Here is a 13,608-nt window from a genome sequence, read left to right on the forward strand (position 1 = left end):
TCAGAATAAATATGAACAAAAAAAAGAGGAGGAGAGTTCTATGAAAACCAAAGTTCTGAAGTTGGTGGCTTTATTTGCTGCTCTCATCATGGCGCTTAATATTATGGCCGGATGTGGAAGTACCTCCGGTGACAAGACATCGGATGCCGAGACGAGCAGTAAAGCTACAACACCGGCAGAAGAGACCAAAGATGCTAAAGATCCTGCTGAGGATACTACTCCAATAACACTCAAAGTATTTCTGAAAAATGAATTGAACTGGGATACTCCGGTGGGGCGTGAAATAACTAAGAAGACCGGTATTACCTTGGATTTTGTACCCATCGCCGGAGATGCTCAGGAAAAGCTCAATCTGATGTTGGCATCCAATGATATGCCTGACATAGTGAGCATTGACCGATGGTCTGACGCAAACAGCAAATATATCAAATCTAAAGCTGTAATTCCTCTGGATGATTTGATGGAGAAATATGGTCCCAACGTGAAATCCCAGCTGGGGGACACCTTGAAAAAAGTGCTGAATGAGGATGGACATCTTTACGGCATACCTTCTTGGTTCAGCAGTGAAGTTCAGCCTAGTCCGGTTTTTGGTTTCCTTATCCGCATGAATTATGTGAAGGAATTAGGCTATTATGAGAAGTATACAAGCAAAGGATATTTCACTAAAGACGAGTTCCTGAGCTTGTTGAAAGACTGGAAAGCTAAATATCCCAATATCAACGGTAAGGATACTTTGCCTGTGACCATCAATCAGGACAACTACAGCGGCGCTCGCTACACGTTTATGGGCATGTATGCCATAGGCTCTTATTATGAGCAGGACGGCAAGCTGAGAGACAATGTTTATAATCCGGCATATAAAGAAATGTTTATGTTTATGAATCAGCTGTATCGGGAAGGCCTGCTTGATAAGGACTGGCCGGTGAACAAGACGGCTCTGTGGAATGAGAAGATGTCCAACGGCTATGTTCTGTGTGCTCCTGATGCTTACTGGAATGCCGGGGCTAACAGCGTTCTGGCAAAAGATGCAAACGGAAACGAAACTCCAGACAATATGTTCTATCCCTTTAAGGTTGTCGCAGACGGCGTAGATCCTCAGAAGACGACCTATGGACCTACCAGCGTCCTCGGATGGCTGTTTACTTACATCACTTCAGCCAACAAATATCCTGAGCGCACCATGAAGTTCCTTGACTATCTCATCAGCGAAGAAGGCCAGTATATTACTCAGTGGGGTCCTGAAGGGCTTTTCTGGGAAATGAAGGATAACCAGCGCACCATAAAAGAAGATAGCCTGGAAGAGCTTAAAAAGGATTTCTGGACCGCCATCGGAGACAATGGAATACGCAAATATGAAATCGTATTCAAGTCCGGAATAGCACAAGATGGCAAGCCTTATGATTTATGGGCCGAATATTCACAGAACTACGGTACAAAGGATCCTGTTGCCGAATTTGCAAAGCAATACCTTGGAGACTCCGCATGGGATACTACGTTGTATGACAACCTGGGGCCTGCTGCCGGTACTCCTGAAGCGCTCATATCCACTAAGATAAGCGATATCGGAAAGAATATGGAGCCGAAGATAATCCTGGCGAAAACCCAGGAGGAAGCCAGCCAGCTGTACGATCAGATGGTTGCGGATATGGAAAAGGCAGGCTTGGCAAAGGTTGAAGAGATTGTAAACGCTAATTTTGCCAAAAAGAGAGAGCTCTGGGGCAACTAACAGCTAAGAGACATAGAAGTGATCTTTTATGACATGTAATATGCAGAAAAATAATATGCAATAAAAAATAGAGATTTTCTAACTGACTGTGCCGAATCATAAAGAATCGCTTATGTGAAACTGAATGATTCGGCCAGTTTGGTTATATAGGTGATAATACTTGCTATTCTATATAAAGATATAAAATGGTTCAGCTCAGGCAATTGAAATGGGTTGGGTTGCTGTTCCTGAAAGAATCAAAGTACATGAAGTATTACTTGAAATGCTGAATTTGCCTGTACCATTGAAAGCCCTGTCTTATGAATCACTAATTTACTATAAATCTATTGTCTGTAAATGATACTGACCTCTTTAACTCGAAACTTACGCTCAAAAAATGCTATCACAACCACTCATGCTTGCAATGCGCAACCAATATGAAAATTGACATTCATATTTTCAATGTTAGTGAGTTAAAACATGTAAGCAGCGCATAAGGCTGGCAATGCCTGGGTCAGGAGAAAAACATGTAAATAGGAGGTAGGAACTTGGTTAATCAGCTATATGAAAGAGGGAGCATTCTGCTTAAGCAGGAAAACGACAGACTCATACTTTCCGGCAGGCTTCTGAGAATAGAGTATGACCTTTCCAGCGGGTTCTCGGAATTTTGGCAGGAAGGCAGGAAAATAGCTTCAAAGGCTTTTTCCAGAGCAAAAGTGTCCGATGGATTACTATTAAATAATATCGAATATGCCACCAGGAAGCTGGCGGAGGATGGAATAAGGAAGCTGGATGACAGGATTGGCAGAGGGATCAGGGTATCAATTGAGAACCTATGCAATAACAAGCCCTCTATGGTACAAACTTTCTATATTTATGAAGATAAACCCTACTTTTTCATGGAAATCGAATTAAAAAGCCAACAGGAGATATCCTCCAACTATGTCGCACCTTTGGCGCTTGAGGCGGATTCAGAGAAAGAAAGTGTGATGGATATAAGCAATTATGCTGATGCGAGGGTGCTTTTCGTACCCTTTGACAATGATAAATGGATCCGCTTTGAATCAAATCCGGTACAGCATGCAAAAGAAAGCTATGAGGTAACAGCGGTATTTGATAATCAAAGCAGAAATGGTCTTATTGTCGGTTCAGTTACCCATGATACCTGGAAGACCGGCATCAGGGTTTCAGGAGATTCGGATAAAATAAAGGAACTGATTGTGTATGGCGGTGCAGCCGGAGAAATCACCAGGGACAGCCTTCCCCATGGCATGGTAAAGGGAGAAGCTATTACCTCCCAGAGGATTTTCATCGGATTGTTTGATGATTATAGATCCGGGCTGGAGGAATACGGGGCAGCAAACTGTGCTATAGAGCCGATGTTGAACTGGGAAGAAGGTGTTCCTTTCGGCTGGAACAGCTGGGCCGCAGTGGAGAACAAGCTGGACTGCGAGGTTTACTTAAAAGCCTCGGAATTCTTAAAAGATCACCTGCAGGATAAGGGATTTCAGAGCAATGGAACTGTTTATATCAACTTTGACTCCTTCTGGACAAACTTAAGTGAAGAGGAAATGAAAGCAGCGGTTGACCAGGTTCATGCCCGGGGACAGAAAGCCGGTATCTATTATACTCCCTTTACTTTTTGGGGACGGGATTACGATAGGATTGTGGAAGATACCAGAGGCGCTTATACATACAGGGACCTGGTATTGAAGGATGAGCACGGCAACATATTGCCTGAACTGGACGGAGGGATTCCTATTGATCCTACACATCCTGGAAACCTCATGCGGTTGAAGCCATGCTAAACAGATTTATCGAGGGAGGATTCGATTATATCAAGCTGGATTTCATGGCTCACGGGGCCATCGAGGGAGTCCACTATGATAAGAGAATATCCACCGGGATACAGGCTTATAATTATGGAATGGCACATATAAGAAGCCTGCTCAGTCCTGAAAGGGTAGGCAGACCGTTTTTCATCAATCTTTCCATAGCGCCCGTGTTTCCTTACCAGTATGCCCATGCCCGCCGCATATCCTGCGATGCCTTCGGCTCTATCCAGGATACCGAGTATATGTTGAACTCTCTGACCTATGGCTGGTGGATGAACAATAGCCTCTACAGGTACAATGATCCGGATCATACGGTCTTGTATAAAAGCCTCAAGAAGCCGCCCACTACAGAAAATGAAGCCGTCAGCAGATTGAATGCTTCGGTAATAGCGGGTACTGTGCTCCTTTTAAGCGATGACTACCGTATGGAGGAAGCCAGAGCCAGAACTGAAAAGCTGCTGTCAAATAGCAATATAACCAGGCTTGCGCGAAAAGGCATGAGCTTTAGACCGGTGGAGGGCAATACCGGAAGCGCTGCTTCAGAATTTTTCACTTTGCAGGATGGTGATGAATTCTATCTTGCAGCATTCAACTACTCGGACAGAGAAGCGGAAAAAATCATCAACCTGAGCAGGATTGGACTGGATGAAAGGGTGGAACATGTGGCGACAGACCTATGGACTGGTGAGAGAATGACTGTCTCCAAGGTTTTAAACATAAGGCTGGATGCAGCCCAGTCCAGGATATTCAGCATAGACAGGGCTTGATGAAACGTTTGTATATATACTATAGGTTAACTCGTTATGCTGGCATTTCTAAGCATGTGCTCCGAGTTAAAGAGATAGTAGAGTTAACTATCTCTATTAGCTCTTCACATTAAGTTATCTATTCTAACAATTCTAATAAAACATACCTGTAGCAGACATCATAAATCAACTAAATGACAGATATGCCCGCACCTAAGTGAAAGCAAAAGCAAAGAAAACTAGGAGGGTTTTATTATGTTAAAGCGTATGTTTACATTTATTTTAATACTGGCGCTCATTTTTACCCAGATACTTATAGCCGTACCCGCTACCGAGGCATATGCTGAAGGCGTTATCCAGACCTTTGAAGCGGAGAACGCTGATATTAATACCGGCGGGGTTGGGGATTCATCAAACGCATCCGGCAGGAAGGTCGTCAACGGCCTGGGAAAGGATTCGGGCTCAGGGTACGATGGGTACATACAATTCAATCATATTAATGTACCATCCGATGGCAAATACTTATTGCACATCTATTATCAGACAGCCCAGTTCAGACCGCTGGATATAACGTTAAACGGAGGACCCGATACAGTCCGGGTTTACTGTGACTTTGAAACTGCCAATGACTGGAACACCATATACTGTAAAACGGTCAAGGTGGATTTGAACAGTGGTGAAAACACGCTCAGGCTTGGTGCTGTAACGGATGTATGGTGTCCAAACCTGGACAGGATTGAGATTGAACCGGATACGGTATTTAGCTGTGAAGCCGAAAATCCGGATACCGATGCGGTTGAACTGGGTGGAGGAGCTTCCCCTGCCACCGGTCTGGCTACCTTTTCAGGAAATGCAGGGGTGCAAGGATTGGGAGGCAACGACGGATATGTCCTGTTTAAAAATATAGAAGCTACGAGAGATGGTTACTATGAGGTTAAAGTTTACTACTCCACAGCCCAGGACAGGGCTTTTGATATTCTTGTCAATGATAGCCTCCAATACAGGCTGAACTGCCCGAAAACCGACAGCAGCGACTGGTACATACAGGGAAGCGCTTCAATTATCGTAAGGCTTAACCGGGGAAGCAACACCTTGAAATTCTATGACAGGGCTTCCAACGGCTGGTGCCCTGTGCTGGACAAGATAGAGGTGGAATACAGCCTTAACCAAAAGCCGGATATCATTTCCATAGAATCGGATGATCCGGCCAATATGATAGGACCTGGGGTAACTTTCGGTGACTGGGCTCTGTGCTCCGGCGGAAAGACTACTTCCTCCGGGCTGGGAAGTGAGACAGAAGGCTACATCGAGTTTAGAGAAATCCAAATTCCAAGGACAGGATATTATAGGCTTAGTGTTTTTTCCGGATATTACGGAAACAGCAGTTTTGACGTGAAGGTGAATAACCTTGTGAATTCACAATTTGTGAGCACTGATGAATACAACATACCGACAGTTGACACGGGAAGCTGGTGGACCTCAAACAAATCCTTCAAGAATATTTATCTTACAGAAGGCGAAAAAAGCATCAGATTCTTCAAAAAGGAAGGCTCAGCACCAACACTGGACAAAATTGAACTGCAATTGATCCAGCCCCTTTCCTTTGAAGCCGAATCAGCAGAAAACAGATTTGCAGGCAGTGCCAGATTTACCGAGTCTGCGGACTGCTCAGGAGGATTGGAGGTGGAAGGCCTGGGTGGAGGAATCAGCGGTGGATCGGTAGAATTTGATGGAATCCAGGTAGATAAGGCCGGAACTTACATTATGAATGTTCACTATTCTACCGGAGAGCAAAGATCCTTTGATATTCTGGTAAATGATACGGAGGAATATTCTCTTACCTGCGAACCTTCAGCCGGTTGGTGGACGCCTGCTTTCAAGCCTGTCACGATAACCTTGAAACAGGGCTTGAATAAAATTAAATTCTATAACAAGCTGGACAACGGCTGGTGCCCGGGACTGGATAAAATCGACCTGATGTTTGTGGAAAATGCTCCGGCAAATGCAATCGTACTGGAGGCTGAGGATGCTCTGGGTGCCAGCGCAGAAGGATTGACAGTAGATAATGCCCCCAACTGCTCCGGCGGGAAAAGCGTTTCCGGAATTGACGGCAAATATGTGCTCTTTGATGATGTAAGCATTCCATTTACAGGCCTGTATGAGCTCAAAGTTTCCTATGTTAATGGAGATGAAAGCGGCTTAAGAAAGTTTGATATACAAATTAATGACACTGATACTTATACTGCCGATTGTCCTCCCAATACGACATGGGGGGAATGGACGCCGGGGGATATGACTCTACAGGTATATCTGGTCAAAGGAAGGAATGATGTCAAATTTTTAAAAGCTGCAGATGCATGGTGCCCGGCACTGGACAAAATTGAACTGAAACTGGCCAAAAAAATGGAGTATGAAGCTGAGAGTGATATAAATACATTTTCCGGCAGTACTCTCTTTGCATGGGAAGCATGCTCGGGAGGCATGACTGTGCAAAGCATGGGCAACGGGCCAAATGGAGGCTCCCTGACGTTTAACGGAGTCAATGTGGATGCTGACGGCATATACACACTTAAGGTTTTTTACGGAACTGAGACCCTCAGATGGTTTGATATTCTCGTCAATGATACTGATGCCTATGAGTTGGAATGTACCCCCACCTCGGACTGGTGGACGCCGGATAACCCGAAAACAATTGCCATAAGACTGAAAGCAGGGGATAATACATTGAAGTTTTACAATAAAAATGTCGGAGAGTGGTGTCCGAGCCTCGATAAAATTGAGATAAAGCCTGGTGGGACACTGGATCCGGGGGATACCAGCAAAATGATCTTTGAAGCAGAGGACCCGAATAATGACAGAACGAGCGGTACAAGGCTGGCGCAATCATCCGACTTTTCAGGAGGATACAGCGTCGAGCTGATAGGTCATGGAGAAAATGGACAGAGCCTTACCTTTAAGAACATCCAAATCGCCGAAGGAAAAGGCGGAATATATACGCTGACTGTGGATTATGCCACTTTGGAGCCTAGAGTGTTCGATATTATAGTAAATGGTGATACCAGCAACAAAATCAGGCTGGAATGCCCATCCACAGGATGGTGGTGGACCCCTGGCTCGGTATCGACGCTTATAACGTTGCAGGAAGGAATAAACACCATCAAATTCTATGGAGAGGACCCGGACAAGGACTGTCCCGGACTGGACAGGATCATCCTTCAGGAAGGCAATGTCATAGATAATACACTTAGATTTACAATACCTGAAACAGGCTCTGTTTCGATAGAAGCGGAGGACTCTGAAAATATAAGGAACAGGAAGGCTTATGTGGCCAATAGCGCGGTGAGCTCCGGAGGTAAATATGTAGCAGGCCTGGGCTCAGGAGGATATGTACAGGTCAACGGAATCGAAGCTCCTGAAGACGGATATTACCTTGTTGATGTATATTACACCTCTCCTGAGGACCGTCCTCTGGATCTTTTAGTGAATGACAAGGAGATTTACCGGATATATTGTGAAAATTCCGGAAGAAACGACAAACTGGCTTCTCAGGCGGGAGTTGTCGTATTGAAAAAAGGTTACAACAAGATCAAGTTTTTCAGCAACGAGTACATCGCATGTCCAAACCTGGATAAAATTGAAATCAGCAAATACACAATACCTGATGCAGGATCGGCTAATGAATACCGGGCTGTATCGCCTAGTAATGAGCTTGGCGGAGGTGCACAAATCTGGCTGAACGGTCAGGAAGCCTTTGTTGCCAATCTCGGTGGTGGCCCAAACAAAGGATATGTTCAGTTCAATGATATAGACGTAGCGGAAGACGGCAAATATAATCTTGCCATTTACTACTCCTGTATCGAATTCAGAACCTTGGATGTAACCACTAATGGAGTTTCCAGCCAGAAGGTTTTCTGCTATCCCACCGGAGGGATTTATTTGATGCAGCCTTTGAACATGGCGGTTGACCTGAAAGCGGGAAGGAACATCATTAAGCTTGATAATGCCACAGGAGTCGCACCTAATATAGAAAAGATTGTAGTTTTGGGGAAAGCTGCTCCGGATGTGTCAAATGAGAGAAATATTGTGACTTTCGGTACCAACTCCGTACAGATAGAGTATGACCTTGCTTCAGGTACGGCAGATTACATCTTTAACGGCTCGAAAAAGGTTACAGGTGCATACAGTATGGTAAAGTCCGACAGGGTCATTACAAGTAAGGAATATACCCAACGTACCTATACGGAGGAGGATGTTAACGACAATTTCGGCATAGGCAAAAAGGTGACAGTGGTAAACAGCGCCCAGGGACTGCCGGACATGAAACAGATTTTCTATCTGTATGACGATAAGGGTTATTTTCTCATGGAAGTGAAGCTGGAAAGTGACGCAGAGTTAAGCTCAAACCTCATGGCGCCGATAGTTGCAGAAGGAACCGGAGTGGCAGACATAGGCACAGGAACTGATAACAGAATGCTGTACATGGCCTACGATAATGATATGTATCATGACATGCCGGTGGACAAATCCGTAAATAGGGAAGGGATTAGTTACGAAGTTTCTGCCTTGTATGATAATGCAAGCAGGAATGGTCTGGTGTTCGGTTCGGTAACCCATGATTTCTGGAAAACCGGAATTGCATATAAAGGCTCCGGGAACAAGATAGATATGCTGAGTATCTTTGGAGGCGTTATTTCACGACTGGATACGGATGATATTTGTCCTCATGGTTCACAAGTAGGTAAAATCCTCACTTCCCCAAGAATTTTCATGGGCTTCTTTGAAGATTGGCGGAAGGGTATGGAAGAGTTTGCAGAAGCTAATACCAATATTGTTCCTGCAAAGGAATGGTCCGGTGTGAAACCCATCGGATGGAACAGCTGGGGAGCCTTTCACACCGGTATGACCTTTGATGATGCCATGAAATCCTCCGATTATCTGAAAGCAAAACTGCAGGATAATAACTATCATGGTGAAAATGGAATAACATATATGAACCTGGATGCATGGTCCACAAACGTAGAGGTAAGGATGGATGAGTTTATTGCCAAGATAAAGGCAAACAACCAGAAACTTGGAATGTATCTGTCTCCTTTCTGCTATTGGGGTGACGATATGGAAGCGAAGGTACCCAATATAAAGTCGGATTACAAGTGGGGCGATCTGGTTCTGAAAACCTATGACGACAAATACTATCCAAAGCAGGAAGGTACGCTTTATCACCCGCTGGATCCAACTCATCCCGGCACTAAAGAGCTGGTCAAGTATTATTTTGACAAATACAAGGAGTGGGGAGTTGAGTATGTCAAGCTTGATTTTATGAACGGGGCCTCCTGTGAAGGCCAGCACTATGACCCAAATGTCAGGACGGGCGTACAGGCTTTTAATGAAGCTATGAAGCTTATCAATGAAAATGCCAAATATGATGATGGCAGGGAAATGTTCCTGCAGCTTGAGCTTTCGCCGTATTTCCCCTATCAGTATTCCCATGCCCATCTGCTGACATCCGACATACACCATGGCAGCATGTTTACTTCAAAATATGTGCTGTCCTCCACTACCTATGGCTGGTGGAGGGGGAAGCTTGTTCCCTGGATCGACGCTGGAATATTTACTTTAGAAGAGACGGACGATGTTCCGTTAAGCGATGAGGAGCTTGCCAGAACCAGGGTCAATTCTCTGGTGGTATCGGGATCACTGTTCCTGGTATGTGTCGATCCGGACAGGCCTGATCATACCATGCTGGCGGAAAAATATCTTACCAACAAGGAAATAATGGATCTGGCAAGGGTTAATGGACCGTTTTTGCCGGTAGAAGGCGCTACAGGCAGTGAGCCTGCAGACATCTTTGTTTATGAGGATGGGAACGCAAATTACATTGGTGTGTTCAACCTGGATGATACAGATGTTGTGAAAACGGTGTACCTGGATAGGGCAGGTCTGGATACTGGTGCCAATTATATAGCAAGGGATCTCTGGACAGGACAGGAACAGGAAGTAAAAAGCTCCTTTACTGTCAACCTGAAAAAGTATCAGTCCACAATTTTGAAGCTGACAAAAGAAGCGCCTTCAGATAATCCAGGTAATCCAAGTAACCCTAATAACCCAAACGACCCTGTTCCTTCAGACAACCCGAGCAATCCTAAGGATCCTATTCCTTCCGAGGATTCAAGCATTGCAGATGGTTCCGTGACGGTAACAGGCAGTTTGATTACGGTCGAAGCCGAGAAATCTGAAAATGGAGAGGTCAGCGTTGAAATTCAAGTTTCCGATTTGGAAAAATCAATATCCAATGCCCTTGCGGAAGGTAAAAACCAGGTTACTGTGAACATAGATGCTGCAAAAGATGCGACAGGATATAAGGTTATCTTTCCGGCAGAATTTATAGATGAAGCCAGGACCCCCATCGAAATAAGGGTTGAGACTCCGGTGGGAAATATCACAATACCGGTAGAAGCATTAAAGGATCAAGGACAACCTGGGGAGAAGATTGAAATATCTATGATTCCGATGGATAACGGAAAGGGCATCAGGATAGGAGTGAAATCCGGTGACCGTAATATCCGGCTTTCGAAGTCTGCCAGAGTTGAATTTGCCTATCAGCCGCCCAAGGAAGCTCTGGATAGTGAGCACATTGTCGTTTTGAGGCTTGATGAGGCATCTGGAGAAATGCTGCCGGTACCCAGCGGCAGGTATGACGAAAAGACGGGTATGGTCAGATTCAACACCAATGGCTCTTACCAGTATTTCGTATCATATGCGCAAAAGACATTTGACGATATCAAGGACATCAATTGGGCGCGAAGGATGATTGAGGTACTTGCATCGAAGGGAATTATAAAAGGTACCGGAAAAGGCAGCTTTAGCCCGAGAAGCGGAATGAAAAGAGCGGATTTTGTGCTGTTGCTTGTGAGAATGCTTGAGCTCGAAGCAGATACCGACACGAATTTTAAGGATGTAAGCAGGAATGCGTACTATCACGATGCCCTTGCAATTGCAAAGAAGCTTGGTCTTGTCAATGGAACCGGAAACGGGAACTTCAATCCTGAAGATCAAATCAGCAGGCAGGATGTGATGGTGTTGGCTGCAAAAGCACTTGAAATTGCAGGATTGAATTTAAAGAGCCGGGATTTTTCAGTGCTGGATAAGTTCGCTGATGCGGACAAGATCAAGGATTATGCAAAGGAGTATATTGCAGCCCTGGTAAAGGAAGGCATCATTTTGGGAGACGGGGAGCGCCTAAATCCGGATGATAATATCTCAAGGGCTGAAGCTGTAGCAATCATCTACAGGATATACAGTTTAATCTATTGATATTATTTCACTATATACTATCAAGATGTACTGTTTAAATGCGTCTTTGGCAGAAAGACTTGTGAAATGCAAAACAAGCCGCCTATTGTGCGGCTTGTTTTGCATAATGAATACTTTTCTCAACTTTTATAAAATCGGTTTGAATTCAGCTAATTGAAATGGATGATTGTTGTTCCGAAAGGATTCAAAGCACATAAAACAATCAATACATCCATTATTAGCTGAATTCATTCCTAAAAACTATATAGTACCGGCATCCATATAACCAAGGGCAAAGTATCTTACTATTAAATAATGGTGTTATGTGGATGTCAATTCAGTTTTTAAAATAGTCGGGAAAATACCTCATTATTGTATAATTTTTCATAATTAGGTTGCATTTATCAATACGACGTGTTATTATAATTATTGATATACTATTTATATTAAGAAGCTTCATAATATATTAGTATAAATCAATTTCGACAACAGGACATGCTGGATAAATTCTAATTTGAACCAATAAAAATAATTTTTTAGGAGGCATATAGGTATATGTTTATTGCAAAATCCAAAAGAATGATTTCAATTTTTATATCTATTATTTTTATTATTTCAGTAAATTGCACAGGAGTATTTGCTGCTGAAAATAATAATACTCCAGAACAAATGAACTTACAAAAGGCAATTCTTGAGGAAACCTCTGCGGTTAAAATAGCTTCTATTCCAGTATCTAGTGAAGAAGAAGCTGCTAAACTTATTGAGAAACTCGAAAAAACAGCAGAAACAATAGAGGTTGAAGTAACAAGAAATCTATCAAATACTGACAAGGTTGAGGCATCAGAAAATCAATCAAATAATAATCTAGAGGCACTATCGCAGTCTGGTAAGGTTAATTGCAGACCAACATATATATATACACCAGGATATGTAGAAGTGTATTTAGAAATATGGACTGAGATTCTTAGCTTAGATACATGGATAACTTCATGTGTTGGATATGTTGCAGCAGCTACTAATGTTGATGGGGTACGAATGGAGGTTAAGCAAACTAATTTCTTTCCTTCAAAAAGTATGTATGTTACAGTGCATTCTGACATAGGGTATGATCTTGACACTGATTTAGTACTTTATCAAGGTTATATAACGGTTTATTTAACTGGCGGTTGGACTCCCGCTGACATATATTTAGATCATGAGCTATATTTATAGAATTGATATTAGTGAGTTCAATAGCATGTGTAATGTCCCTGCAGTTACAGCCAGTGGTATTATAAAACGATACTATATTAAGAATAATAAAATTATGTGCAGTGGAATTACAAATAATGCTATTAATATTTCGGAGTTTTCCTTTGAACAACAGAATATATCAGATATCATAATACATAACATTGAAATACAATTTGCTCTTTATCAATTTTTTGTTATGTATAGTGACGTTGAAAATAAAGATGAATATGCAAATTACACAATACATTGTCAGATTTGCTATCCCAGCGAAGAAAACAGTTTGAGTAATTCTACTTTATCAGTTTTACTTTCGGTATTTGATTCTATAATTGTAGATTACCAAAAAAGCAAAACTATCGTTTTGGGGCAATTTTCTGACCTGGATTCAAAAATGAAAATATATGATATATACAAGGAGTTATATGAAAAATCTCTTCTAAATCCATTTATAATGTCTTTTTTGGATATAAAGAATGGACATAAAATTGGAAAAATCAATGACTGTATATATCAATATCAGCCTTGTGAAGATGATATGGAAAATATTGTTCTAAATAAGGAAGAACTGGCTTTTATTGAATTTATTAATCAGCAATTAACACTATCAGACAATCATATCATTTTCTATTGTTTAGGATGGAATGACTCTAATATTGAAGCAAGTATGACAATGAAGAAGCTAAAAAAGTATTTCAAAAAGATTTTTTTCTTATCAGCTCCTGATAGATTTTTTTCGTCATATCTAATTATAAATAACCAATAGTGGGAGCTGTGTTCTTAACAGTAAATTAGCTTATTA

At 42.6% G+C, this 13,608-nt stretch carries 6 protein-coding genes; all 6 read left to right on the forward strand.

Going from position 1 to position 13,608, the window contains the following annotated elements:
* Positions 1-40: 40 nt before the first annotated feature.
* The 6 genes from CDO33_RS20405 (at position 41) to CDO33_RS20430 (ending at position 13,572) form a co-directional block, all read left to right on the forward strand.
* Positions 41-1,726: a type 2 periplasmic-binding domain-containing protein gene (locus CDO33_RS20405; protein ID WP_103081836.1), complete on the forward strand. Its 1,686-nt coding sequence runs from the start codon at positions 41-43 to the stop codon at positions 1,724-1,726.
* Between the two features lie 527 nt (positions 1,727-2,253).
* Positions 2,254-3,513 carry an alpha-amylase family protein gene (locus CDO33_RS20410; protein ID WP_103081837.1) on the forward strand — a complete coding sequence of 420 codons (1,260 nt, stop codon included), beginning with the start codon at positions 2,254-2,256 and terminating at the stop codon, positions 3,511-3,513.
* Complete coding sequence (locus tag CDO33_RS20415) at positions 3,507-4,307, forward strand: alpha-galactosidase (RefSeq protein ID WP_103081838.1); 801 nt, start codon at positions 3,507-3,509, stop codon at positions 4,305-4,307. Before CDO33_RS20410 ends, CDO33_RS20415 begins: the two co-directional genes overlap by 7 nt.
* Positions 4,308-4,541: 234 nt before the next feature.
* A complete protein-coding gene (locus CDO33_RS20420) occupies positions 4,542-11,597 on the forward strand; it encodes a carbohydrate-binding protein (protein WP_103081839.1) in 7,056 nt (2,351 codons plus the stop codon).
* A gap of 534 nt (positions 11,598-12,131) precedes the next feature.
* The gene (locus CDO33_RS20425) at positions 12,132-12,788 is read left to right on the forward strand and encodes a hypothetical protein (RefSeq protein ID WP_103081840.1); all 657 of its coding nucleotides are present in this window, start codon (positions 12,132-12,134) and stop codon (positions 12,786-12,788) included.
* Positions 12,772-13,572, forward strand: a complete 801-nt coding sequence (locus tag CDO33_RS20430; protein ID WP_103090660.1) for a hypothetical protein — start codon at positions 12,772-12,774, stop codon at positions 13,570-13,572. The genes CDO33_RS20425 and CDO33_RS20430 overlap by 17 nt, the downstream gene beginning before the upstream one ends.
* Positions 13,573-13,608 lie beyond the last annotated feature (36 nt).

It is taken from the genome of Clostridium thermosuccinogenes (assembly GCF_002896855.1).
GTDB classification, from domain to species: domain Bacteria; phylum Bacillota; class Clostridia; order Acetivibrionales; family DSM-5807; genus Pseudoclostridium; species Pseudoclostridium thermosuccinogenes.